21 protein-coding genes and 1 tRNA gene are annotated in these 26273 nt (G+C 59.1%); 19 read left to right on the top strand and 3 right to left on the bottom strand.

Annotation, left to right across the window (positions count from 1 at the left end):
- Positions 1 to 119: 119 nt before the first annotated feature.
- The 16 genes from HQN82_RS00315 to HQN82_RS00390 all read left to right on the top strand — a co-directional run bounded on the left by HQN82_RS00315 (position 120) and on the right by HQN82_RS00390 (position 17418).
- Positions 120 to 1538 (top strand): ATP-binding protein, encoded by a 1419-nt coding sequence (locus HQN82_RS00315; RefSeq protein ID WP_006698926.1) that lies wholly within the window; start codon positions 120 to 122, stop codon positions 1536 to 1538.
- Positions 1539 to 1755: 217 nt separating this feature from the next.
- Positions 1756 to 1832 (top strand) — tRNA-Arg (locus HQN82_RS00320).
- 184 nt (positions 1833 to 2016) lie between these two features.
- The gene (locus HQN82_RS00325; protein WP_112766101.1) at positions 2017 to 2829 is read left to right on the top strand and encodes a class I SAM-dependent methyltransferase; all 813 of its coding nucleotides are present in this window, start codon (positions 2017 to 2019) and stop codon (positions 2827 to 2829) included.
- A gap of 200 nt (positions 2830 to 3029) precedes the next feature.
- Positions 3030 to 4175, top strand: coding sequence for an ABC transporter ATP-binding protein (locus HQN82_RS00330; RefSeq protein WP_162699350.1), 1146 nt, complete (start codon positions 3030 to 3032; stop codon positions 4173 to 4175).
- Positions 4172 to 5098 (top strand): carbohydrate ABC transporter permease, encoded by a 927-nt coding sequence (locus tag HQN82_RS00335; RefSeq protein WP_035206712.1) that lies wholly within the window; start codon positions 4172 to 4174, stop codon positions 5096 to 5098. Before HQN82_RS00330 ends, HQN82_RS00335 begins: the two co-directional genes overlap by 4 nt.
- Entirely contained in the window at positions 5098 to 5919 is an 822-nt protein-coding gene (locus HQN82_RS00340) for a carbohydrate ABC transporter permease (protein ID WP_112766102.1), read from the top strand. Before HQN82_RS00335 ends, HQN82_RS00340 begins: the two co-directional genes overlap by 1 nt.
- Before the next feature lie 42 nt (positions 5920 to 5961).
- On the top strand, positions 5962 to 7254 hold the full coding sequence (locus tag HQN82_RS00345; protein ID WP_112766103.1) for an ABC transporter substrate-binding protein: 1293 nt from the start codon (positions 5962 to 5964) through the stop codon (positions 7252 to 7254).
- A gap of 63 nt (positions 7255 to 7317) precedes the next feature.
- On the top strand, positions 7318 to 8118 hold the full coding sequence (locus HQN82_RS00350) for a phosphodiesterase (RefSeq protein ID WP_112766104.1): 801 nt from the start codon (positions 7318 to 7320) through the stop codon (positions 8116 to 8118).
- A gap of 295 nt (positions 8119 to 8413) precedes the next feature.
- Positions 8414 to 9910: a succinyl-CoA:acetate CoA-transferase ScpC gene (scpC, locus tag HQN82_RS00355; RefSeq protein ID WP_006698932.1), complete on the top strand. Its 1497-nt coding sequence runs from the start codon at positions 8414 to 8416 to the stop codon at positions 9908 to 9910.
- Between the two features lie 187 nt (positions 9911 to 10097).
- Positions 10098 to 11420 carry an alpha/beta hydrolase gene (locus HQN82_RS00360; protein WP_112766105.1) on the top strand — a complete coding sequence of 441 codons (1323 nt, stop codon included), beginning with the start codon at positions 10098 to 10100 and terminating at the stop codon, positions 11418 to 11420.
- A gap of 123 nt (positions 11421 to 11543) precedes the next feature.
- Positions 11544 to 12581, top strand: coding sequence for a 4-hydroxyproline epimerase (locus HQN82_RS00365; RefSeq protein WP_173614435.1), 1038 nt, complete (start codon positions 11544 to 11546; stop codon positions 12579 to 12581).
- A gap of 112 nt (positions 12582 to 12693) precedes the next feature.
- On the top strand, positions 12694 to 13731 hold the full coding sequence (pyrC, locus tag HQN82_RS00370; RefSeq protein WP_112766107.1) for a dihydroorotase: 1038 nt from the start codon (positions 12694 to 12696) through the stop codon (positions 13729 to 13731).
- Between the two features lie 147 nt (positions 13732 to 13878).
- Entirely contained in the window at positions 13879 to 14577 is a 699-nt protein-coding gene (locus HQN82_RS00375) for an orotate phosphoribosyltransferase (RefSeq protein ID WP_112766108.1), read from the top strand.
- A gap of 98 nt (positions 14578 to 14675) precedes the next feature.
- Positions 14676 to 15602, top strand: a complete 927-nt coding sequence (locus HQN82_RS00380) for a carbohydrate kinase family protein (RefSeq protein WP_004439708.1) — start codon at positions 14676 to 14678, stop codon at positions 15600 to 15602.
- A 125-nt stretch (positions 15603 to 15727) separates the two neighbouring features.
- Positions 15728 to 16693, top strand: coding sequence for an acetylxylan esterase (locus HQN82_RS00385; protein WP_112766163.1), 966 nt, complete (start codon positions 15728 to 15730; stop codon positions 16691 to 16693).
- Entirely contained in the window at positions 16690 to 17418 is a 729-nt protein-coding gene (locus HQN82_RS00390; protein ID WP_112766109.1) for an esterase family protein, read from the top strand. Before HQN82_RS00385 ends, HQN82_RS00390 begins: the two co-directional genes overlap by 4 nt.
- Before the next feature lie 16 nt (positions 17419 to 17434).
- On the opposite strand, the gene HQN82_RS00395 is transcribed toward HQN82_RS00390, so the two are convergent.
- The 3 genes from HQN82_RS00395 to HQN82_RS00405 form a co-directional block, all read right to left on the bottom strand.
- A complete protein-coding gene (locus tag HQN82_RS00395) occupies positions 17435 to 18304 on the bottom strand; it encodes a Rossmann-fold NAD(P)-binding domain-containing protein (protein WP_112766110.1) in 870 nt (289 codons plus the stop codon).
- A gap of 87 nt (positions 18305 to 18391) precedes the next feature.
- Positions 18392 to 20017, bottom strand: a complete 1626-nt coding sequence (gene pgi / locus HQN82_RS00400) for a glucose-6-phosphate isomerase (RefSeq protein ID WP_112766111.1) — start codon at positions 20015 to 20017, stop codon at positions 18392 to 18394.
- Between the two features lie 110 nt (positions 20018 to 20127).
- Entirely contained in the window at positions 20128 to 21840 is a 1713-nt protein-coding gene (locus HQN82_RS00405; RefSeq protein ID WP_004439720.1) for a long-chain fatty acid--CoA ligase, read from the bottom strand.
- Between the two features lie 354 nt (positions 21841 to 22194).
- On the opposite strand from HQN82_RS00405, the gene HQN82_RS00410 reads away from it, so the two are divergent.
- The 3 genes from HQN82_RS00410 (at position 22195) to HQN82_RS00420 (ending at position 26160) form a co-directional block, all read left to right on the top strand.
- On the top strand, positions 22195 to 23241 hold the full coding sequence (locus tag HQN82_RS00410) for an ABC transporter ATP-binding protein (protein WP_112766112.1): 1047 nt from the start codon (positions 22195 to 22197) through the stop codon (positions 23239 to 23241).
- A 153-nt stretch (positions 23242 to 23394) separates the two neighbouring features.
- The gene (locus HQN82_RS00415; protein WP_004439728.1) at positions 23395 to 24411 is read left to right on the top strand and encodes a Fe(3+) ABC transporter substrate-binding protein; all 1017 of its coding nucleotides are present in this window, start codon (positions 23395 to 23397) and stop codon (positions 24409 to 24411) included.
- A 72-nt stretch (positions 24412 to 24483) separates the two neighbouring features.
- Entirely contained in the window at positions 24484 to 26160 is a 1677-nt protein-coding gene (locus HQN82_RS00420) for an ABC transporter permease (protein ID WP_112766113.1), read from the top strand.
- Positions 26161 to 26273 lie beyond the last annotated feature (113 nt).

Genomic DNA, 26273 nt, shown 5'->3' on the forward strand with positions numbered 1-26273 from the left:
TTGGTGCATATAAACCGAGCCGTTCAACCGAAGCGGCGGCGCGCATACAGGATCAGGCCCCGGTGTTTTCTAAAGGCGTAGACAGCTTGGACCGCACGGAAGATAATCCGGCGCACGGCATGCCGGGATTGACTGCCGGTCTTTCCGGGCGGCTGCTGTTGCTCACGGTCATTTTTGTCATGATCGCGGAAGTGCTCATCTTCGTGCCTTCCGTCGCAAATATGCGCCTGTCCTGGTTGAGGGATCGTCTGAATACGGCTGCCGCGGCCGGCGCGGTGATTGACGGATTGCAGGCCGAATTGCCGCGAAGCGTGCAGAACGATACCCTGATGGCGACAGGCGCGAAACTGATAGCCCTGCGCAAGGACGGTACGTCGCGGCTGCTGGCGGCTGCGGAAACCCCGCCTGGCGTCGATGAGCAATATGATCTTTCCGATGTGTCGCAGGTGGCCGCAGTACGCGATGCCTTTTCCACCCTGCTGTTCGGCGGTAACCGCGTCATCCGCGTTTTCGATGTCGTTGGCGACAGCGACACCATCATCGAACTGGTGCTGGGCGAGAACAAGCTCAGGGCTGCCATGCTGGCCTATGCCCGCAATGTGTTCCTCATTTCCATCGTTCTTTCGCTGATCACCGCCGGCCTCATTTTCATCTCCATCAACCGCATCATGATACGGCCGATACGCCGGCTGACGCTCGGCATGCAGAATTTTTCGGAAGATCCTGGCAACCCGGAGCGGATTTTCGTGCCGGAGGAGGGAACGGACGAGCTGGCCGTTGCCGGGCGTCATCTCGCCGATATGCAGACGGAACTGCAGAAAACGCTGCGGCAACAGAAAAACCTCGTGGATCTCGGCCTCGCCGTCTCGAAGATAAACCACGACATGCGCAACATCCTCTCATCCGCGCAGTTGATGTCTGACCGTCTGGTGGACGCAAAAGACCCGATGGTGCGAAGCTTCGCGCCGAAACTGCTGCGTACCATCGACCGTGCCGTTGCCTATACCGGCGAAGTTCTGGCCTATGGCCAGGCGACGGAAGGTGCGCCGAAACGCAAGATGGTGCAGTTGAGCCTTCTGGTGCGGGACGTGCGCGATATCCTGGCGCTGGAGCCGGACAGCGGTATTGAATTCCGCGACAGCGTGCCCGCGGAGTTGACGGTGGATGCGGATTCGGAGCAGCTATTCCGGGTAATCCACAATCTGTGTCGCAATGCCGTCCAGGCCCTGCAATCCGATGCCGCCAATGCCGCGCCGAGGTATCTTTCCATCTCGGGCCAGAGGGCCGGCAGCGTCGTCAGCATCGTGATCGACGATAACGGTCCGGGTATGCCGCGGAAGGCCAAGGAGAACCTGTTTTCCGCCTTCAGGGGCTCGGCCCGTTCCGGCGGCACCGGGCTCGGCCTGGTCATCGCCCGCGAACTGGTGCTGGCCCACGGCGGCACCATCGCGCTTGTCGAGAAGCCGGGCCCCGGCACGCAGTTCCGCATCGAAATCGCCGATCGCGCCACGACGGTGCAGGCGGCCAGAACCGCCTGAAAGGCCCCCACCCGGATAGTCCAGCGCAGCCTTCATACCCGCTGGATGATATGCGGCTCACGCGCTCTCGAAAACGCACGTTTAGGAATGTCGTTTATTTTCAATGCGATAATTGAATTGCTGCGGAAAAATGACAATTTCGAAGCAAAATCGCTTGCAATCGGAATGAGGACGTTTTAGAGGATCGCCACGCCACCGGAAACGACCGGAACGGCACGCACCCGTAGCTCAGCTGGATAGAGCACCAGACTACGAATCTGGGGGTCAGGAGTTCGAATCTCTTCGGGTGCGCCATTTCTTTTCTTAAAAACAAGCATTGAAACACGCGATATTTCTAGCCTCGTATGCGGCTTGGATGAGCAAGTCCGTTCCGCCAGATTCCTCGGCCCCTCTGGCACGCGGCAGGACCGAACGAATTCCACACATCCCGAATATATGTTAAAATCATCCGATCGTCGGATGGCTCGGGGTGAAAGCCATGTTGGAAGCGGATAAGGTATTTGCGGGGTCGATTCCGGAAAATTACGACCGCTATATGGTGCCGTTGATTTTCGCACCTTTCGCCACTGATCTGGCGCGGCGGGCGGCGGCCTTGATGCCGGTTGATATTCTGGAGGTCGCTGCAGGAACCGGCGCCGTCACGCGCGAATTCACGTCCCGATTATTGCCTGCCGCCAGCTATGTGGTGACCGATCTCAATCAGCCTATGCTCGACTTTGCCGCGTCGCAGCAGGCACCGGATCACCGCATAAAATGGCAACAGGCCGATGCCCAGCTCCTGCCTTTTGCAAGCGCTGTTTTTGATCTTGTCTTCTGTCAGTTCGGCGCAATGTTTTTTGGTGATCGGCCGTCGGCCTATCGTGAGGCAAAGCGGGTGCTGAAGCCCGGCGGGCATTATTTATTCAATGTCTGGGATCGCATTGGGGAAAACCACTTCGCAGATGAAGTGACAAACGCGTTGGCGCGCCTGTTTCCCGATGATCCACCCCGCTTCCTCGCACGCACCCCGCATGGTTATCATGATGTGGCCGCGATCCGCCGCGAACTGGAGGATGCGGGGTTTTCCTGGGTGACGATTGAAACGGTGGCGACGCAAAGTCGGGCCGATTCGCCCCATATTCCGGCGGTTGCTTATTGCCAGGGAACGGTTCTGCGCACGGAAATCGAGGCAAGGGCCCCCGGAACACTGGATGCTGCGACAGATTACGTCACCGCAGCCATTGAAGCCCGCCATGGCAGCGGTGAGGTTACCGGCAAAATTCAGGCGCATGTGATTCTCGCCGCATTATAAGTCTGCGCCCCCAGCGATTTTCGGTTCACGGACAAGCGCGGAAATACCCATCAATTTTAGTGGTTTCGAGTAAAGGCCCATTCATCGCGGTTTTCGATTGTCCGAGATTTCCGGGCTTTCGCGTGTCATCGAACTTTCCTCAAACCTTCGTCATATTGTCATACAATATAAGCATATGCGCTTCAGAAAAGGAGCGCAGAATGACGCCACAATCACTTGAACTTTCGGGCATCGGCAAAGGCTTCGGCGCCGACGATGTTCTGAAAGAGATCGATCTTTCCATCCGCCCCGGAGAGTTTTTGTCCCTGGTGGGCATGTCGGGCTGTGGCAAGTCCACGCTGCTGCGCATCATAGCAGGGCTCGAAACGCCGGATCGCGGTTCGGTGTCCATCGGCGGACAGGATGTGACCGAGATCGATCCGAGCGACCGTAATCTCGCGATGGTGTTCCAGTCCTACGCCCTTTATCCGCATATGAGCGTGCGCCAGAACATCGCGACGCCGCTTAGGATGCGGCGTTTGCCCTTTGCCGCGCGGCTACCGCTGATCGGGCGGTTTGCGGCCCCGGCCGAAACGGTGAGAGAGATCGAAGCAGCCGTCGAGCAGGCGGCCGAGACGCTGCAGATCGCGCATCTGCTGGATCGCAAGCCGGCGCAGCTTTCCGGCGGCCAGCGTCAGCGTGTTGCGCTTGCCCGGGCACTGGTGCGTTCGCCGGCCGCCTTCCTCATGGACGAACCGCTCTCCAATCTTGATGCGAAGCTTCGCGCCCACATGCGCGAAGAGTTGGCAGGCCTGCACCGGCGGCTCGGCGCGACTTTCATCTATGTCACCCATGACCAGATCGAAGCCATGACGATGTCCGACCGTATCGCGTTGATGTCTGAAGGTCGTATCGAGCAGCTTGGCACGCCGGATGAACTCTACCGCAAGCCCGCCACGCTCACCGTCGCGCGCTTCATCGGCACGCCCTCCATCAATCTGCTGCCGGTCGAAATCGCCGCCAGCGGCAAGGTGACGGCTTTCGCCCGGGATCTTGGTCTCGAAGCCGCGGGCCGCGACGCCGGTCCCGCAACGCTTGGTCTTCGCGCAGAGGATCTGCGTCCCGGCGCGGAAGGTTTGGCCGTGCGTGTGGTCCGCAGCGAAACCCATGGCGCAGACCGCTTCGTGAGTTGCCGTCTTTTAAGTGATGAGACGGTGGCCGTAACCCTGCGACAGGGTGCCGGCGAAACGCTTGGCGCTGATGCGAATGGCGTCATGACCCTCGGTTTTGTGCCGGAGCGCGCGCATCTTTTCGCCGCCGACGGTCTCCGCCGCAAGGTGACCGTTCGCGAGCAGGTGCCGGCATGACGGCGGTTGATTTTTCTGGCGCGGCGCGTGCCAGCGCTCGCCCGCGGCTTTCAAAGGCCGACCGGCGGATGATCCGGCGCGGCCTGATCTTTGCGGCACCCGCAAGCTTGCTGCTTCTGGCAATCTATATCGTGCCGATGCTCGTTCTCGCCGGGTTTTCCGTCACGGATTATCAGCTTGGCGCGCTGTCCACGCGCTTTGTGGGACTGGGAAATTTCGTCAAGGCGTTTCAGGATCCGGTTTTCCTGCGTGCCTTGACGAATACGGCCATCTACGCTGCCATCGTCATTCCCTTCGGCGTGTTTCTGGCGCTCGGCGTAGCCTTGCTTGTCTATAATCGCAAGCGCAGCCGCGCCTTCTGGGAAGTAGCTTACTTCCTTCCGGTCACCGCAACGCTGGTGGCCATGGCGACCGTTTGGCAATTCCTGCTCCATCCATCGCTCGGCCCGGTGAATGCGGCGATCAAGTGGATGGGCTTCGAACCCGTCGCTTTCCTCTCCAACCCCGTTCTCCTTATCCCTACCATGGCGCTGATGGGCGTCTGGCAGATACTCGGCTTCAACATGGTGCTGTTCCTTGCCGGTCTCACCGCCATTTCGAAGGATTTGCACGAGGCGGCGCGTCTCGATGGCGCGAAGAACCCGGTGGACCGCTTTCTGACGGTGACATGGCCGATGCTCGGACCGACGACCATGTTCGTTGTGGTCACCACTTCCATCTCGGCCTTTAAGGTGTTCGAGACGGTGGCAGTGCTGACCAAGGGCCGTTTCGGATCGGAGACGTTGCTGTTCGATCTCTATCTCGAAGGTTTTGAGTATTCCAACACCGGTTATGCCGCCGCGCTGACGGTGATCTTCCTCGCAATCGTACTGGTGCTTTCGATCGGCCAGACGCTGCATATGGACCGGAAGGTGCATTATTGATGGCCGCACTCCGCAAATATCTTCCGCATCTTGTGTTGGCGCTCGGCGCTTTCCTGATGCTCCTGCCGTTCTACTGGATGGTGCTGACGTCAATCCGTTCGCCGGCGGAAATATTCAACGTTTCGCTCTGGCCGATCCCGGAGAAATTCGACGCGGCCGATAATTACAATCGCGCAGCCGGGCAAGTGCCCATGGCACGCTTCATGCTCAATGGCGTCATCGTCTGCTTCGGTATTCTTGTCGTCCAGATACTGACATCTGTGCCGGCGGCCTACGCTCTGGCGAAACTGCGGTTCCCGGGCCGCAAGCTGCTTCTTGGCCTGGTCGTCGCCGCGCTCTGCGTCCCCATCCAGGCCCTTGCCCTGCCGCTTTTCGTCGGTCTGGCAAAGACGGAGCTGCTGAACACCTATTTCGCGATGATGATGCCCTTCTTTCTCTCCGTCTTCGCCATCTTCCTGTTCAATCAGTCCTTCCGCAGCTATCCGGATGAAATCATCGAAGCGGCACGCATGGACGGCTTCTCTGAAATGGAGATCTGCTGGGGGCTTGTGCTGCGTGGTTCGCTGCCTTCACTCGCCGCCTTCTCGGTCTTTTCGCTCGTCGCCCACTGGAACGACCTTTATTGGCCGATGATCGTTATCTCTGACACCAATCTCGCGCCACCGCCGCTTGGCATGATGTTTTTCGCCGATGTTGAATCCGGCGCAAATTACGGCGCGCTGATGGCGGGCGCGACACTGATTACCGCGCCGATGGTGCTGTGCTTCCTCCTGGCACGGCGGCATTTCATCGCCGGTATTACCATGACCGGCGTCAAGTGACGCCGTTCAGACTTCCTCCTCCCAACCTCTCTGGAGACTGACATGAAACTAAACCGACGCGCTGTGATGGCCGGTCTGGCCCTTGGCATGGCTTTTGCGGGCCTCGCTCAGCCGGTTTTCGCCAACGAAATCACGCTCAATGTTCTCTACAACCTGCCGGGCTTCACGAAATTCCATCAGCCGCTGGCCGATGAATTCATGAAGAAGAACCCGGACGTGAAGATAAACTTCCTCGCTCCGGCTGCCGGTTATAACGAAGGCCAGCAGCAGGTTCTGCGCTCTGCCGTTACCGGTAATCTGCCCGACGTTTATTTCTCGGGCTACAACCTGACGGCGGAACTGGTGCACACGCTCGCACCGCGCAACCAGATCACCGATCTCGGCCCGTTCATTCAGGCTGAAGGCGGTCAGGCTTTCCTCGACAAGAACTACAGCCCGAAGATGGCGGCACTCGGCCAGATCGACGGCAAGCAGTATGGTCTGCCGGTCAACGCTTCCTCGCCGATCATCTACATCAACTCGGACCTCGTCACCAAGGCCGGCGGCGACCCGGACAAGATGCCGACGACCTTTGCGGAGCTCATCGCTCTTGCCAAGAAGATCAAGGCTCTCGACCCCAAGTTTGCTGGCATGAGCTACGACATCAACGGCTGGCCGGATGACTGGCTGTGGCAGGCGCTCATCGTCGAACAGGGCGGCAAGCTCGTCGACGAGAAGACCAAGACCGTTGCGTTCGACAACGAGATCGGCCTCAACGCCCTGAAGATGACCCGCCAGTTCGTCACCGAAGGTGGCCAGAACCTGCTCGATTGGGACCAGTCCCGCCAGCAGTTCGGTGCAGGCCTCACCGGCTTCATCTTCTCGACGCCCGCTCACGTTCAGACGATCCAGGGCCTGGTTGGCGACCGCTTCAAGCTGAAGACGGCGACCTTCCCGCTGGACAACAAGGAAAAGGGCGGCGTTCCGACCGGCGGTAACTCTGCCGTTATCCTGACGCAGGACAAGGCCAAGCAGGATGCTGCCTGGAAATACCTGAAGTGGATCACCGGTCCGGAAGCGCAGAACACCATCGTTCGCATCACCGGTTACCTGCCGACCAACAAGCTGGCAACCGGCCCGGACTTCCTCGCTCCTTATTACGTCGAGAACCCGAATGTGAAAACCGCTTCGCTTCAGGCTGACCGTTCTCTGCCCTGGGCCGGTTACCCCGGTGGCGATTCCGTCCGCATCTGGCGCACCCAGCGCGATATCATCGGCACCGTCATGCGCGGTGAGGTGACGCCGGAAGCCGGCCTCAAGCAGATCGTCGAGCAGACCAACGCCCTGCTGAAATAATCAGCACCATCGAGAGGCTGCGGGAAATCCGTTCCCGCAGCCATTTTGCGCAGGAAGCCCCAAATGAAGATTATCCAGATCACCGATACCCATCTTCTGCTGCCCGGCGTCGCCATAAATGGCGTCGACCCGGAAAAGCAGCTGCGCGCGGCAATCGCCGATATCGTTGAAAAACACGCCGACGCCGATCTTCTTGTCATGACGGGCGATCTTTGCAATTACGGTGAGGCGGAAGCCTATGAGCTGCTGCGCGGCATCCTCGCGTCGGTCTCCATGCCGGTGCGGCTGATGCTCGGCAATCACGATCGCCGCCCGGAATTCGTGGCCGCCTTTCCCGAACAGCCTCGCGACGATAACGGTTACATCCAGTCCTTCATCGACACCGATTTTGGTCGTTTACTGTTTCTGGACAGCCATGAAGCCGATGTCATAGGCGGCATGTATGGTGAGGATCGTCTGGCATGGCTGGAGAGCGCGCTGGAAAGCGCGGGCGAGTTGCCCGTGACGGTTTTCATTCACCACCCGCCGATGGATTGTGGCATCCGCCATTTTGAACATATCGGCATGCATGATGACGGGGCTGTCATGCGCCGGCTCGCCGCTCACCCGGCCGGTGTGCGTCACATCATCTTTGGCCATATCCATGTGCCAATGGCAGGCACGACGGCCGAAGGCATCGCTTATAGTTCCGGTCAGGCCTGCGCGCATCGCTTTATCACCGATATCGACGTTGTCGATCCCCTGTGGACGGGCGGCAATCCCTGTTACCGGGTCATAAGCCTCGGCGCGTTCGGCCTGCGTGCCTATGATGTGGAAGTAGGGCAGGTCGTGCTTGGGCGGGCGCCTGTCTGCGAAGGCCCCTGACGAGATGCTTTTTCCTCACCGCGATGACGCGAAGTGGGGCTCGTCACTCCTCGCCGGTCACGGCGTAACGGAAGTCTCCTGCGGATCGCAGGGCCGGCATGGTGTGAGGGCCTGCCAGCCTGTCGCGCCGATGCGTCACTTATTGTCGCTGAACGGGATTTGATACGCAGAAGTGATGGTTCCCTTCTTGCCCTTGATCTATGTCAGTTTCATCGATGAAACTGCACGCCATAGTCGCCGAATAGGTGGCCAGCCGAATGCCGTGCCATCGTGATTGCAGATCATGGAGAAGTGCATGCTCGAAAAGCGTATTCGCAACGCGTCCCTTTTGAACCGGATCGTCAGTGCCGAAGAGGCCGCCAGTCTCATTCGGGATGGCATGACTGTGGGCATGAGCGGCTTCACGCGTGCCGGGGAGGCCAAGGCGGTGCCGCTGGCGCTGGCGGAGCGTGCCAAGCTGCATCCCATGAAAATCACACTGATGACGGGGGCATCGCTGGGCAATGATCTCGACAAGACCATGGTCGAGGCGGGCATGCTGGCGCGTCGCATGCCGTTCCAGTCCGATCCGGCTTTGCGCAAGGCGATCAATGACGGCAAGGTCATGTTCATTGACCAGCATCTCTCCGAGACCGTCGAGCAATTGCGCGGCGGTCAGATTCACGGCGTCGATATCGCCATCGTTGAAGCCGTGGCGATCACGGCTGAAGGTGGCATCGTGCCCACCACCTCCGTTGGCAATTCCGCGAGTTTCGCCATCCTGGCCGATAAGGTCATCGTCGAGATCAACCTGTCCCAGCCCGAGGTGCTGGAAGGGCTGCACGACATCTTCATTCCCGCAAAACGTCCGACCCGCATGCCCATCCCGGTGGTGGCGACGGATAGCCGTGTCGGACTGCCCTTCATTCCGGTGCCGCCGGAAAAAATTGCCGCTATTGTCCTGAGTGACAAGAGCGACAGCTTCTCGACAGTGCTGCCGCCGGATGATGAAACCAGGGCCATTGCCGGCCACCTCACTGAATTCCTGCTGAACGAGGTGCGTCAAGGCCGTATGACCCACGAACTTCAGCCGCTTCAGGCCGGCATCGGCACGATCGCCAATGCTGTGATGCACGGTTTCATTGATACGCCGTTTCACGATCTCAAAATGTATTCGGAGGTACTGCAGGACTCCACATTCGAACTTTTCGATGCGGGCAAGCTGACTTTCGCGTCGGGTTCGTCGATCACCTTGTCCTCCGCCATGAATGAGCGGGTCATGCCGCGTCTGGCCGAATATAAAAGCAGGCTCATTCTGCGCCCGCAGGAGGTCAGCAATCATCCCGAAGTTATCCGTCGCCTCGGTATCATCGGCATCAACACGGCGCTGGAATTCGATATTTACGGAAACGTCAATTCGACCCATGTCGGGGGAACGCATATGATGAACGGCATCGGCGGCTCGGGGGATTTTGCCCGGAACGCCTATATGTCCATCTTTGTCACCAAGTCTATCGCCAAAGGCGGCGCCATATCGAGCGTCGTTCCCATGGTCAGCCATGTCGATCACACCGAACATGATGTCGATATCCTCGTGACCGAGACGGGCCTTGCCGACCTTCGTGGCCTTGCGCCTCGTGAACGCGCAGCGGTCATCATCGAGAACTGCGTGCATCCGGCCTATCGTGATGCGCTAACGGACTATTTCCAGCGGGCAGTCTCGCGGGGAGGGCACACGCCGCATCTCATCGAAGAAGCGCTTTCGTGGCATGGCGCCCTGCGTGAAAGGGGCACCATGCTGCCGCAGAAATAGCGGCGGATCAGGAATCCAGCCTGAGGTATCGGACGCGCCCACGCGAAATTGGGTCCGTTTGGACACACCGGGATGGAAATCATCCGCCACTTCGCTGTGGTTGCTGGCGCGTCAGTTCCGCCTCCGGTAGAAAATCCTCTCTCTCGGCAGCGACCCGGCTGCCTCAGGGTTGCAGGAGAGTGATGTAATGCCCATTCGCTTCGTCGCCATGATCGCGATTGTTGCCCTGCTTGCCGGTTGCGGCGGGCGGCCGATCGGAGTGATGACGCCAACGGGACAAACAGTGGCCGGTACGACGCCGGTGAATCTCCTTGTCGCGACGACACGCGCGCCGTCTGACAATCCTGCGGTTCTTTTCGGCGGCGAGCGGGGTACGGGGCTGAAGGTCGACGCGGTCACCGTCTCGATACCGCCAGACGCCAACCGCAAGGTCGGACAGGTGCAGTGGCCGAAGAAGCTGCCGTCCAATCCGCTGAAGGATTTCACTACCGTTGCGGTCGAGCCCATTCGCTCCGAAGCCGAGACGCGAAGCTGGATCGGCCGGAATATTGAAAAGGACCGCCGCGTGCTGGTCTTCGTGCATGGTTTCAACAACCGCTACGAGGAATCCGTCTATCGATTTGCCCAGATCGTCCATGATTCCAGAACCGATGTCGTGCCCGTCGTCTTCACCTGGCCGTCACGCGCCAGCATCTTCGACTATAATTACGACAAGGAAAGCACCAACTATTCCCGTGACGCGCTGGAAGAGATGCTGACGCGGCTGGCGAAAGACAAATCCATCCGTGAAGTCACGGTCATGGCGCATTCCATGGGCACCTGGCTTGCGGTGGAGGCGTTGCGGCAGATGGCCATCCGCAATGGCCGCGTCGATCCGAAGATCGGCAACGTCATTCTGGCAGCACCTGATCTCGACGTGGATGTCTTCAGCCGCCAGTTCGCAAGCCTCGGCAACACACCACCGAAATTCACGCTCTTCGTTTCGCAGGACGACCGCGCGCTCAGCCTGTCGCGCCGCATTTCCGGCAATGTTGACCGTCTTGGCCAGATCGATCCTTCCGTTGAGCCCTACAGCAGCCAGCTGGAAAAGGCCGGTATCACGGTTCTCGATTTGACGAAGCTGCAATCGGGCGACCGCCTGAACCACGGCAAGTTTGCCGAAAGCCCGGAGGTCGTGCGTCTGATCGGCGACCGCCTCATCGCGGGCCAGACCGTGACGGATTCCGATGTCGGCCTGGGCGAAGCCTTGGGCGCCGTCAGCATCGGTGCCGCGCAGACGGTGGGAACAGCAGCGAGCGTTGTGGTCAGCGCGCCAATTGCTGTGTTCGATCCCCGCACGCGGGAAAACTACGGCAGGCAGGTGGAGCGGCTTGGCCGCTCGGTGGAAAATACCGTGGGATCGGTGGGTGATACGGCCGGCTCCGTGGTGGACGATCAGGCGCTTCAGTCGTCAAGGATCAACTGCGATGCCGCTGCCAATCGAAACCGGGCGGAATGCCGCAATCGCTAAACTGCGATGCGTTAGGGGCAGCGGGAACGTAGGCGCTTTTTGTCACAGAGCGTCGCAGATTTGTATACAGCTTGTATTTTTATCTGTATGGTCGGTCGACAACCCTTTTCGGAGTAAGACCCCATGCGTTGGAAACGCACCCTTCAGCTTCTCGATGTTCATTGCGAAGGCGAAATCGGCCGTGTCGTCACCGGCGGCGCGCCGAAAATTCCCGGCAATACGGTGGCTGAACAGCTTCACTGGATGAATACCGACCCAAAGGGAGAGGCGCTTCGTCGCTTCCTGACGCTGGAGCCGCGCGGCACGCCCATGGGCTCGGTCAATCTGCTTCTGCCGCCGAAGCATCCGGATGCGCACGCCGCCTTCGTCATCCTTCAGCCGGACCAGGCGCATGCCAGCTCCGGATCGAATTCCATATGCGCGACGACTGCGCTTCTGGAAAGCGGCATGGTGGAGATGCACGAACCGGAAACCGTTATCAATCTGGAAACGGCGGCCGGTCTGGTGAAGGCAACGGCCACCTGCCGCGACGGGCGCTGCGAAAAGGTCAAGTTGACCATGGTGCCGTCTTTCGTGCATGCGCTTGATGTCAGCATCGACACACCCCAATGGGGCAAGGTGACGATGGACATCTCCTATGGCGGCATTTTTTATGCGCTGGTGGATGTGCGTCAGATTGGTCTAACGATCGAAAAAGCCAATGCCGCGAAGCTGGTCTCTGCGGGTATGATCCTGAAGGACCTGGTCAACCGCGAAATGACCGTTGTGCATCCCGAAATCCCCGCCATATCGGGCGTGGCCTATGTGATGTTCCGCGATGTGGACGCCGATGGCTCCATCCGCACCTGCACCACCATGTGGCCGGGCCGGGCGGATCGTTCGCCCTGCGGCACCGGTAATTCCGCCAATCTCGCCACGCTTTATGCGCGCGGCAAGGTGAAGGTGGGCGACGAGTATAAATCCCGCTCGATCATCGGTTCGGAATTCGATGTCGGCCTTTCCGCCGTCACCGAAGTTGCGGGCCGTCCGGCTGTCATTCCCACGATTGCCGGGCGCGGCTTTACCTTTGGTCTGCATCAGGTCGGCCTCGACCCATTCGACCCATTGGCCGATGGTTTTGCCATGACCGACGTTTGGGGTCCGGAAGCGGGCAACATCTAAAGCGCGCTTCAAAAAAATGACATTTACGGCTGCCTGATCATGTCGGGCGGCTGTTTTCCCGCGACAAAAGATGCTAAGCGGGCGCAATTCCATCATGCTCCGAGGTATCCCGATGAAGTCGCTCACCCTGCGCCGCCCTGATGACTGGCACCTGCATCTTCGTGATGGCGCCATGCTGGAAGGGGTGATCGGGGATACGAGCCGTCATTTCGCCCGCGCCATCATCATGCCGAACCTGGTGCCGCCGGTTGTCACCACCGCAGATGCCCGCGCCTATCGCGACCGCATCGTCAAGGCCATTCCCGCGGGCGACAGCTTTGAGCCCTTGATGACGCTCTATCTGACCGAGGACACGCAGGCCGACGACGTGGAAGAGGGCAAGAAAAGCGGCCTGATTACCGCTGTAAAGCTTTATCCCGCCGGTGCCACAACCAATTCCCACGGCGGTGTGCGCGATTTTAACAAGGCCATGCCTGTTCTGGAGCGCATGGCGAAGATCGGCCTGCCCCTCTGCGTGCATGGAGAAGTAACAACGCCGGAAGTTGATATTTTTGACCGCGAGAAGGTCTTCATCGAGACGGTTCTGGAACCGCTGCGCCAGCGCCTGCCGGAGTTGAAGGTGACGATGGAGCACATTACCACCCGCGATGGCGTTGACTATATCAAGTCTTCCAAGGCCAATCTGGCCGGCTCGATCACCACGCATCATCTCATCATCAACCGCAACGCCATTCTGGTTGGCGGCATCAAGCCACATTATTACTGTCTGCCCGTCGCCAAGCGTGAGGAGCACAGGCTTGCGCTGCGGGCTGCCGCGACCTCTGGCGATGCGCGCTTTTTCCTTGGCACGGATTCCGCTCCGCACGTGGACCCGCTGAAGGAATGCGCCTGCGGTTGCGCGGGCATTTACACGTCCATCAATACGATGAGCTGCCTTGCCCATGTCTTCGAGGACGAAAACACTCTCGACAAGCTGGAAGCTTTCGCTTCGCTCAGCGGCCCGGCCTGGTATGGTCTGGCGCCGAATGAGGAGACGATCACGCTGGTCAAGCGCGACGAGCCAGTGTCATTCCCCGCCAAGATCGAAACGGGCGCCGGGCCGGTGACCGTATTCGATCCGATGTTCCCGCTTCATTGGGATGTAAACTGATTTTATGACCGCCGGCACTGCCGGCGGTTTTGTTATGGTCCGCCGGCACCTCGGCTGGCGCACGAAATACCGAACAAAGACGCGTGCTTTCCGAACACCGATCCGGGTTTTCGGAGCGAGAAACCAAGGCCTAAAAGGAGAACGCCTATGAACCACTTCACATTCACCGATCGCGCCGTCGTTGCCGAACTGGTTGCGAAAATGTTGTGGGAAATCAAGGCGGTCCATTTTAATTCCGAAAGCCCATACACCTTCGCGTCAGGCATGAAGAGCCCTGTCTATATCGACATGCGCAAGCTCATCTCCTTCCCGCGCATTCGCTCCGCAGCCATGGATTTTGCGGCGGCGGCTGTCCTGCGTGAGGCCGGTTTCGAGAAGTTTGACTGTGTGGCCGGCGGCGAAACTGCGGGCATTCCCTTCGCCGCTTTCCTTGCCGAGCGCCTCGGCCTGCCGATGATCTATTGCCGAAAGAAGCCGAAAGGCCATGGCCGCAATGCCCAGATCGAAGGACATATGCCCGAGGGTGCCCGCGTTCTCGTCATCGAGGATCTGACGACCGCAGGTGGCTCGATGTTTACCTTTATCGACGCCATCCGTGCGGCGGGCGGCATCGTCGATCACGGCATCGCACTCTTCTATTACGGCATCTTCCAGGAGGCGGAAGCACGCTTTGCCAACGGCAATGTTAAGCTGCATTACCTGACGACCTGGCGCGATGTTTTGACCGTTGCCCGGGCTGAAAAACTGTTCGATGAAAAGACCCTCTCCGAGGTTGAAGCCTTCCTCGATAACCCGCTGCCCTGGTCGGCAAAGCACGGCGGTGTCAGCGAATTGCCGCAATCCTAATTTCGGATGCGGGTGGCCAGCTTGTGGCTGGCCTTCCGATCCATCTTCGTCTAAATCGATTTAAGTCCATTTGATTTGCTGTTTTGAGGAGGACCGTAATGATCCTGTGTTGTGGTGAAGCCCTGATCGACATGCTGCCCCGGCAGACAACGCTGGGAGAGGCGGGTTTTGCCCCTTATGCAGGCGGTGCGGTCTTCAACACGGCCATCGCGCTGGGACGTCTCGGCGTTCCCTCCGCCTTTTTCACCGGTCTTTCCGATGACATGATGGGCGATATCCTGCGGGAGACCCTGCGCGCCAGCAACGTGGATTTCAGCTATTGCGCCACTCTTTCGCGCCCGACCACCATCGCCTTCGTGAAGCTGGTCGACGGTCATGCGACCTATGCCTTTTATGACGAGAACACCGCCGGCCGGATGATTACCGAAGCCGAGCTTCCGGCGCTGGGCGCCGATTGCGAAGCGCTGCATTTCGGAGCCATCAGCCTCATCCCCGAGCCCTGCGGCAGCACCTATGAAGCGCTGATGACGCGTGAGCAAGAAAGCCGTGTCATCTCGCTCGATCCAAATATCCGCCCCGGCTTCATCAAGGACAAGCAGTCGCATATGGCCCGCATCCGCCGCATGGCCGCCATGTCCGATATCGTCAAGTTCTCGGATGAGGACCTTGCCTGGTTCGGTCTTGAAGGCGATGAGGACACGCTTGCCCGCCACTGGCTGCACCATGGCGCAAAGCTGGTCGTCGTCACCCGCGGTGCGAAAGGTGCCGTTGGCTATACGACCGGCCTGAAGGTCGAAGTTGCTTCTGAACGCGTGGAGGTGGTGGACACCGTCGGTGCGGGCGACACCTTTGATGCCGGCATTCTTGCGTCGCTAAAAATGCAGGGCCTGCTGACCAAGGCGCAGGTGGCGTCACTGACGGAAGAGCAGATCAGAAAGGCGCTTGCGCTCGGTGCAAAGGCGGCGGCAGTCACCGTTTCGCGCGCTGGCGCCAATCCGCCTTTCGCGCACGAAATCGGCTTGTGATGGGTTAGGGTTGAACCATTTTGAAAAGATGGTTCAACACGCATCACGCCGCCAAAATCGTGAAAAACCGTTATTTCGGTATTATCAAGCTTGTGTCTGCTGTTTTTTCGAGAAACAAGCGTCGCATGAGTGTTTCAACAGCCCATCCCTTTAATTTCGACCCGACCTACGGCATGCAACGCGAGCAGTTGCTTGCCATCACGCCCCCGGAAGCGCCACCCGGTTTCGATGACTTCTGGGAGAAGCGCTATCGCCGCGCGCTCGCCACTGATCCGCGCCCGGTGCTGCGCCGGAGCAAGCTGAGCGATCCCCGTTGGCAGGTCCTCGATCTGACCTACACCTCCACCGACGGTTTCCGTATCGGTGGATGGCTGCTGTTGCCGCGCGAAGGACAGGTCCGCCGCGGCCTGGTCGTCGGCCACGGTTATGGCGGGCGCGGCGAGCCTGATTTCGATGTGCCGGTGGAAGAGACAGCCGTGCTGTTTCCCTGCTTTCGTGGACTGTCGCTGAGTGCCTGTCCGCCGATTTCATCCGATCCGGCCCTTCACGTTCTCTATAATATCGAGCGGAAAGACGATTATATTATCGGAGGCTGTGTCGATGACCTTTGGATCGCGGTCTCGACGCTCGTCAGCCTTTATCCCTGGCTGGAAGGGCAGGTGGGTTATAGCGGCATCAGCTTCGGGGGTGGTATCGGCGCTCTTGCGATCCCTTATGATAAGCGTATCGACCGCGGCCATCTCGTCGTGCCGACCTTCGGCCACCGACCGTTCTGGCTGACGCTGCCAACGGTCGGCAGCGCGGACGCCGTCCAGACCTATGCGAAGACGCACGCCCATGTGCTTGAAACGTTGCGCCTCTTCGATGCGGCCTGCGCGGCCGCCCGCATAAGCGTGCCCATGCTGATTGCGCCTGCGCTTTTTGATCCAGCCGTGGCGCCGCCCTGCCAGTTCGCGGTGGCCAACGCTTTGCCGCCGTCAAAATTTAATGAAATCTTCATCCTCGACGCCGGGCATTTCGATTACCCTGACAGCGCATCGCAAGATGCGGTCCATAAGGACAAGGTCAGACGGTTTTTCAAGGTGCCATGAAACGCGAATATCTCCGTTGGTATAGTCACAGGCTCCATCGCGACATGGAGCTCCTGATATTCGGTCATGCCGGCGCGAAGGTGCTGATGTTCCCGACACGCGACGGGCGCTTCTTCGAATATGAGGAGTTGGGCGTCGTCGAAAGTCTTTCTCACAAGCTGGAGGCCGGCCACCTCCAGCTTTATTGTATCGAGGGTCTGGCACGGGAAAGTTTCTACGCGGGCCACAACCACCCCGCTGACCGTCTCCGACGTCACGCCGCACTCGAGGCCTATATTCTGGGCGAAGTGCTGCCGCTGATGGCAGAGAAAAATCCGCACGGCAGCACCATCGTGCAGGGCTGCAGCCTCGGTGCCTTTCAGGCCGCCAGCCTCGTCTTCCGTCACCCGCATCTCTTCACCAAGCTCGTCGCTTTTTCCGGCCGCTATGACCTGACGATGGAGGTGGAGTCTTTCGGTGATCTATTCGACGGCTATTATGACGATGAGGTCTATTTCCACATGCCGAGCCACTTTCTTCCCGGGTTAAACTGCCCATGGCGGCTCGATCACCTGCGCCGCATCGACATGGTCTTCACCATTGGCGATGCAGACCCCTTTCTGGACAACAATCACCACTTAAGCCGCGTGCTTTCGGGCAAGCAGGTGGGGCACCAGATGCATGTATGGGAAGGCCGCGCGCATCGGGCGGGTGCGTGGCGCAAGATGGCGGCCCTTTATATTTGAGGCTGGAGCCCGCGCCTCAGGCGAGAAGAAATTCCATCAGGGCATTCTGGGCATGTAGAAGAAAAGCTTTTGCCGACCGGCTCTGACAGGCCGGATGGGCCATTGCGTCCGCGGTCACCTCTTGGCCACGCGAGACTGGCGGACAGGGCAAAAAAATCACATCAGGCCGCATCCTGTCGAGAAGGGACGCGGATATGCTATAATCGGCCAGATGATGATTGGCGTCGGACGGCCAGGAATCGGTAATGACCACATCCGCATCCAATAGCTCATTCATGTCCGTGCTTGCCCGGAAGTTCGGATTGATGAGCGCGGCATCCGTGACGTGCCATTGATCCGGGTAAACCTGCGTGACCTGAATGGGCAGGGAAATCGAGGCTTCGACCCAAGAGCGTAAAATATTGGCGTCCGGTGCTACACCGACGATTTTGAGGCCGGCTGTCTGGCCCCTCAGGCTTTTCACATAGGCTAAATCACCAAGCGTTTCACATGGATGATTGAATTTTGTCCGCGCGTTGATGACAGGTGCGCGCATGTCGGCTGCAAGTGCCCGGAGTGTCGAGAGTTCCTTCGTGCGGATAATCAAAAGATCGAACCAATTGTCGAGATAACCAGCCAGATCGGCAATCTCTTCTCGGCCGTTAAAGTTGATCGGAACGGTAACGCAGGTGCCGCCCATCGCCTGGATACCGAGATCAAAGGCGGCGGTATTGCGCCAGCCGGTGTCGTCAACGATCAGCCCGACACGTTTTCCCTTGAGCGTCTGTGGCATCGTGCCCTGTAACCAGTCCTCGGCCAGAGCGCACGCGCGGTCGATGATCGAGAAGATCGCGTCCGCACTCAGGTTGTGAAACTCCAGAAAGTCCCTGCCCGGCCGGAACGACATATGCACCTCCAAATGACATTCGATCAACGCTGCATTGAAAAAAGCCGGAAGTCGCCCTCCGGCTTTCGTAAATTGCAGTGCCTGGATTTACCCCGCCAGACCCGCCAGCGCCTTCACCAGGCCCTGCGTAGAGCTGTCATGGCCAGCGGCGCTTTCCTTTCCTTCGACGACCGGAAGCAGGCCGGTCGCCAGTTCCTTGCCAAGCTCCACGCCCCATTGGTCGAAGGAGTTGATGCGGAACAGCACGCCTTCGACGAAGACGCGATGTTCGTAAAGCGCGATCAGGCGGCCAAGCGCGAATGGCGTCAGCTTGTCGTAGACGAAGGTGATGGACGGACGATTGCCGGTGAAGACACGGTGCGGCGCAATGAAATCCGCATGTCTGTCATCCACGCCCTTGGAGGTGAGCTGGGCTTTTGCCTCAGCCAGCGTCCGCCCCTTCATCAGCGCTTCCGACTGCGCCAGGCAATTGGCGATGAGAAGCTGGTGCTGGTGGCGCAGTTCGGGCTCGAAACCGTTGGCTGCGATCATGAATTCCGCCGGGATGACGCTCGTGCCCTGGTGGATCAGCTGATAGAAGGCGTGCTGACCATTGGTGCCGGGCTCGCCCCAGACAACCGGGCCGGACTGGCCTTCGACCGGCGTGCCGTCGATGGTCACACCCTTGCCGTTCGATTCCATGTCCAGCTGCTGCAGATAAGCCGGGAAACGCGACAGCCGCTGGTCATAGGGCAGGATTGCCCGCGTCGGGTAATTCAGTACGTTGCGGTGATAAAAACCGATCAGGCCGAGCAACATCGGAAGATTTTCACGGACCGGCGCCTCGCGGAAGTGGCGATCCATGGCGTGGGCGCCATCCAGGAACTTGCCGAAATTATCCGGACCGATGGCGATCATCAGCGGCAGCCCGATGGCAGACCAGATCGAGTAACGGCCGCCAACCCAGTCCCAGAAACCGAAAATGCGGTCGCTTTCGATGCCGAAGGCGGTAACCTTGTCCAGCGCTGTGGAAACCGCGGCAAAGTGATGCTTGACGGCGTCTTCGCCAAGCTTTTCGGCAATGAAGCGGCGCGCCGTGGCGGCGTTCGTCATCGTCTCGATGGTGGTGAAGGTCTTCGACGCCACGATGAAGAGCGACGTCTCGGGGTCGATGAGCTTCAGCGTATCGGCAATATGCGCGCCATCAATGTTCGAGACGAAATGCGCCCGCGGGCCGTCATGGAAAGGTGCCAGCGCCAGCGTTGCCATGACCGGGCCGAGGTCGGAACCGCCGATGCCGATATTGATGACATCGGTAATCTTTTTACCGGTCGCGCCCTTCAGCGAACCGGAACGGATGGCATCGGCAAACTTGCCCATGGCAGACAGAACCGCGTTCACATCGGGCATCACGTCCTTGTCGTCAACGAGAACCGGCGTGTTGGCGCGATTGCGCAACGCGGTATGCAGGACGGCACGGTCTTCAGTGAAATTGATCGCCTTGCCGGAGAACATCTCCTCGCGCTTGGCCTCGACGCCGCCTTCTTGTGCAAGCTGTTCGAGAAGCGTGACGATCTCTTCATTCACGGCGCACTTGGAATAATCCATCAGCAGGTCATCGAACTTGGCGCTGAAACGGCTAAATCTCTTGTCATCGGCCGCAAAGGCGGCGCGAAGATCGGTTGCGGCTGTGCTGCTCGCCGTTGCTTTCAGTTTTTCGATGGTGGCCTGCATCTTGTGCTCCTCGGCTTCCGTGGAAGGATGAGGAAACTATTCTTTTTCAGGCGGCCAAATCAAGGCGGCTTCGATAAAAGAAAAGAGCCGGTCACCCGGCTCGATTTCGTTCAGTTCAGATTGCGCAATTCGCGCCGCAGGATCTTGCCGACATTCGATTTCGGCAGCTCGGTACGGAACTCGATGATCTTCGGCCGCTTGTAGTTTGTCAGGTTCTTGGCGCAGAAAGCCTTGAGTTCCGCTTCCGTGAGCGACTGGTCCTTCTTGACCACAAAAAGCTTGACGGTTTCGCCGGAGTGCTCGTCCGGAACGCCGATGGCGGCGCATTCCAAGACGCCTGGATGGCTGGCGGCCACTTCCTCCACCTCGTTCGGATAGACGTTGAAACCGGAGACGAGGATCATGTCCTTCTTGCGGTCGACGATCTTGGTATAACCGCGTTCATCCATGAAGCCCATGTCGCCGGAACGGAAGAAGCCGTCTGATGTCATCGCCTTTGCCGTCTCGTCCGGCCGCTGCCAATAACCCGCCATCACCTGCGGCCCACGAATGCAGATTTCTCCGACCTCTCCGGTGGGCAGGCTGTTGCCGTCCTCGTCGCGAATATCGATTTCGGTGGAAGAGATCGGCAGGCCGATGGTTCCGCTGAACTCCGTGGAATCGAGGCGGTTGACGGTGGCAACCGGCGATGTCTCGGAGAGGCCGTAGCCCTCCGCAATGGGGCAGCCGACGATGGAAAGCCAGCGTTCCGCGACAGGCCTTTGCACCGCCATGCCGCCGCCGAGAACCAGAATGAGCGACGACAGATCGAGCTTGCGGAAATCCTCGTTGTTCATCAGCGCGTTGAAAAGCGTATTGATGCCGGGGAAAATATGCGGCTGATAATGCGACAATTCTTTCACAAAACCGGGAATATCGCGCGGATTGGCAATCAGCAGATTGTGGCCGCCAAGCGCAATGCCCATCAGCGAATTCACCGTCAAGGCGAAGATGTGGCAGAGCGGCAGCGCGCAGATGAAGTTGAGAACTTCCGGGCGATCCTTTTGGCCGTTGAAGGCGGCGTCCAGCCACAGGCTGATCTGAAGCTTGTTGGCCAGAAGGTTGGCATGCGTGAGAACCGCACCCTTGGATACACCCGTCGTGCCCCCGGTATATTGCAGGAAAGCAATGTCCTGCGCCGTGAGGCTGACCGGCTTCAGCGAAAATCCCTGACCTTCCTTCAGCATCGCCTTGAAGCTGATGGAGCCGGGAATGGTATAGGCGGGCACCAGTTTCTTGACCTTGCGGACCACCAGATTGACGATATGTCCCTTGAGGCCGAGAAGATCGCCCATCGCCGCGACGACCACGTGCCGCACCGCGGTTTTCGGCACCGCCTGCTGCGCCACATGTGCAAAGTTCTCCAGCACGAAAAGCGCCTTCGCGCCGGAATCCTTCAGCTGATGTTCCAGCTCGCGCGGTGTGTAAAGCGGATTGACATTGACCACCACCATGCCTGCCCGCAGGATTCCATAAACCGCAACCGGATTTTGGAGGATGTTCGGCATCATCACGGCAACCCGGTCGCCCTTTTCCAGTCCTCTGGACTGCAGCCAGGCGGCGACGGCTCGGGTTTCAGCGTCCAGTTCCCGGTAGGTCAGCGACTTTCCCATGCTGGAAAAGGCCTTCCGGTCGGCAAACTGCACACAGCTCTTTTCGAGAAGATCGACGAGGGAGGCATTGGTCGATACGGGAATTTCGGAAGGAACGCCCGGCGGATAGGAAGACAGCCAGCGCTTCCCAATGACGGCGTTCTGCGGGTGTCCCAGGGACAATTCACTCATGCTGCTCCTCCCAGAGTCTCTTCGCGCCGCGCATTCTGTGGAACGCGTGAACAGCGCTTTCGGCTGCCTGATGTTCAAGAGGCTCCCGCACCTGCCCGCATCTGCCGGCGTGAGGGAACCACTTGTGACGTCACCGGATCGACTGCTCCTCCCGCTCCCCGGTGACGAATGATAGACGCGTAATCCCTTGACGTCCATCTTATCGGCGAAACCTATTTAACTCTAACGTAAACGTCAATATTGCTGCCGCACATCTCGCCAACTCGTGATGGAAAATGCATTTTCCCGGTCTTTTTTGACTTTAATCCTGATTTGAGCGATCAACATAATTCGCAAAGCAGGGCAGGATTGGAAATGGCAGGCAGCGCAGCGCTAGAACTGAAATCGGTGGGCAAGAAATTCGGTGATACGGATGTATTGTCCGACATCGATCTGTCCGTCGAAAGCGGTGAGATCATTTGTCTTGTAGGGCGCTCCGGCTGCGGAAAATCAACCTTGCTGCGTATCATCGCAGGCGTGGAGACACCCGATAAAGGCAGCGTTTCCCTGAACGGCGCTGTCGTGGCCGGGTCTGGAGTTTTCATCGAGCCCGAAAAGCGCAATATCGGTTTCGTATTTCAGGATTATGCGCTCTTCCCGCATCTTACCGTCGAGCAGAACGTCATGTTCGGCCTCCGCTCGCTGCCGAAAGCGCAGGCCCGGGCGCGCACTGCCGAGATGATCGAACACGTGCATCTCAAGGAACTTGCGAAACGTTATCCGCATACGCTGTCGGGCGGTGAGCAGCAGCGCGTCGCGCTTGCCCGTGCACTCGCCCCGCAGCCTGGGCTTCTGCTGATGGACGAGCCCTTTTCCAATCTGGACAGGGGATTGCGTGACGATGTGCGCGAAGAGACGCTCGGTCTTCTACGCCAGCTGGGCACGACGGCAATCATGGTTACCCACGATCCCGAAGAAGCGCTTTCGGCGGGCGATCGCGTGGTTCTGATGCAGCGCGGACGGATCGTGCAAAGCGGCACGGGTTATGAAATCCACGACAATCCCAAGACCCGCTATGCCGCTGATTTTTTCTGCGCCTTCAACAAGATTGAAGGACGGGTAAGGCAGGGTCGCGTGGAAACGCCGCTTGGCCTGCTGGGGGATGCCTCCGATCTGCCCGATGGCCTCCCGGCGGTTGCCTATGTTCGGCCCAATGCGATTTCGATTATCGAAGACGCCGCGAAAGAAGGTATTGCTGGCGAAATATCGAGCCGGGTCTTCCTGGGGGAGATCGAACAGCTCGGCATCGCCGTGCCCGGATTACCAGCTGATCTTCGCGTCAGAACAATGCAGCGTACAGCCGCCAAGACGCGGGCGATACGCTTCGGAATTGATCCGAAGGGTGTGCTGATATTTACCTGAAGTTGAATGAGCGCATTTGCATGTTCGTTTTCTGCCCGTTTTCAACTCTTGGTGATCAAAAGGCGGCGGAAAATGGCGAAATAAAACTTGATTTGTATCATCATGTATGATGTCTGCTCCCCCTATTGCCGTTATCGGAGAGGGAGACAAAACATGAAGAAATTTACCGGGTTCGCCCTGCTTGCCAGCACGGTTGCCTTTGCAGCCGGCGCAGCCAATGCCGCTGAACTCAATATCTATACCACCCGCGAGCCGGGCCTCATTCAGCCCCTCCTGGACTCCTTCACCGCTTCGAGCGGCGTGAAGGTCAATACCGTGTTTTTGAAGGACGGCCTTGCGGAGCGTGTTCTGAGCGAAGGCGCGAGTTCGCCGGCTGACGTTCTGATGACGGTGGACGCCGGCAATCTTGTCGATCTCGCTGAAAAGGGCGTAACGCAGGCGGTCGAATCCGAGACCCTGAGCAAGGCCATCCCCGCTGAACTGCGCGATGCCAAGGGTCACTGGTTCGCGCTTTCCATGCGAGCCCGCGTTCTGTATGCAGCTAAGGACCTCGATCTCGCTTCCTTCAATTATGAAGATCTCGCTGATGCGAAGTGGAAGGGCAAGGTCTGCATTCGCGCCGGACAGCATCCCTACAATACGGCGCTGTTTGCGGACTACATCGCCCATTATGGCGCTGAAGACACCGAGAAGTGGCTTGCCGGAGTCAAGGAAAACCTCGCCCGCAAGGCAGGTGGCGGTGACCGCGATGTCGCCAAGGACATCCTCGGCGGCATTTGCGATATCGGTATCGCCAACTCCTATTATGTCGGCCTGATGCGCTCGGGCAAGGGCGGCGAGGAGCAGGTGAAGTGGGGCGACGCCATCAAGGTGGTTCTGCCGACCTTCAAGAATGGCGGCACGCAGGTCAATATCAGCGGCGCAGCCGTGGCGAAGAATGCGCCGAACAAGGCGGAAGCTGTCAAGCTTCTGGAATATCTCGTTTCCGACGAAGCCCAGAAGATCTATGCCGAGGCCAACTACGAATATCCGGTCAAGCAGGGCGCGGCTCTCAACGAGATCGTCGCTTCGTTCGGCACGCTGAAGATCGATAACAAGCCGCTGACGGAAATCGTATCGCATCGCAAGCAGGCGAGCGAGCTGGTCGACAAGGTCGGTTTCGACAAGTAAAGGCCAATCAGCGATAACATGTGAAAGGCGTTCGCAATTGCGGGCGCCTTTCCGCGTATTTTCCAGAAGCACATGAACCCAGACGCCACCCAGCCATTGTCACCTCGTGCCCGAGCCAGATTTTCATCCTCCTTCTGGTGGCTGTGCCTTTCAGTGCTGGCGGTTTGCGGCGCCATGGTTCCGGTTCTGGCGCTTGTCTCGCAGGCGTTGCAGGGTTCTGATGGCCTTTGGTCGCATCTGGGCTCAACCGTGCTCTGGACGGCGCTTCCGGATACGGCGATCCTTCTTGCCGGTGTCGGGCTGCTGGCAGGTATCCTCGGAACCTGTGCCGCTTGGCTGGTCACCGCCTATGATTTTCCCGGCCGCAAAATATTGGAATGGGCGCTGCTGCTGCCGCTGGCCATGCCCACCTATATCGTCGCTTACGCCTATCTGGATATTCTGCATCCCATCGGGCCTGTGCAGGGCGCGATCCGCTGGCTGCTCGGCTATTCCAGCCCGCGTGAATTCCGTCTTCCGGACATAAGGTCCATGACCGGATGCATCGTCCTTCTCGGCTTCGTGCTGTTTCCCTATGTCTATATTCCCGTGCGTGCCATGTTCCTCACGCAGGCAGGCAACCTGCTGGAAGCGGCGCGCACGCTCGGAGTCTCCAGACGTGCGGCTTTCTTCAAGGTAGCGGTGCCGCTGGCGCGCCCGGCGATTGCGGTCGGCGTCAGCCTTGCCTTGATGGAAGCGCTGAACGATATCGGCGCGTCCGAATTTCTTGGCGTCCGCACACTCACCGTCTCCGTCTACACCACCTGGGTCACGAAATCCGACCTGCCGGGTGCGGCGCAGATTGCGCTTTCCATGCTGTTCATCGTTGTCGCCCTCGTGGCGCTTGAGCGCTGGGCGCGACGCAAGCAGCGCTACGCGGTCTCTGCGCAGAAAAGCAGGCAACTGGAGCCGCTGCGGCTCAATGGCCTGAAGGGTTGGGCCGCTTTCTTGTTGGGCAGCTTGCCGGTCCTGATCGGTTTTATGGCGCCAGCCAGCTATCTCGTCACAGAGGCATGGAAACGGTTTCGTTTCAACGGATTGTCCCCCCGTTTTGCCGATGAGGCCCTGAACACCATCGTCTTTGCCGGGGTGGCGACGGTGATCACCCTCATCCTCGGCCTTGTCGTCGCTTACGCCATGCGCCTTGCGCCGGGCCGCCTGTCGCTCTGGTCCTATCGTCTTTCGACGGTGGGATATGCCGCCCCCGGAACGGTCATCGCCATCGGCGTCCTGATCGCGCTCGGCGGCTTTGACCGCTTTGTCGACGCGACCATGCGCGACTGGTTCGGCATATCGACAGGCCTCATCTTCATCGGCAGTGGCGCCGCGCTGATCTACGCCTATTCCGCACGTTTCCTTACCATTGCCGCCGGTGGGGTGGATGCTGGCCTCAGCCGCATCCCGCAGTCCTTCGATCACGCCTCGCGAACGCTCGGGCGATCCGCAACGCAGACATTCCGACACGTCCATCTTCCGCTTTCCAAGGCCTCACTTGCGGCTGCGGCACTGCTGATCTTCGTGGATTGCGTCAAGGAGCTTCCCGCTACGCTCCTGTTGCGGCCGCTCAATTTCGAAACCTTTGCCACCCATCTTTATGGCGAAGCGGCGCGTGGCACCTACGAGGAGGCGGCCATCGCAGCGCTGGCAATCGTCGTCATCGGCATGCTTCCGGTCATGCAACTTGCAAGGATCGGCCGGCGCAAGAACTGACATCGAAGCTCCGCCGGATAAATTGCGGGCGAAAAATTGTGCAAGAGGCCAATAAGCTTCAAATCCACCCAGAAAACGACAAGCATCGGGCCTTAATCCTGATGTAAATACTC

Origin of the sequence: Agrobacterium pusense (assembly GCF_013285525.1) — a bacterium.
GTDB classification, from domain to species: Bacteria; Pseudomonadota; Alphaproteobacteria; order Rhizobiales; family Rhizobiaceae; genus Agrobacterium; species Agrobacterium pusense.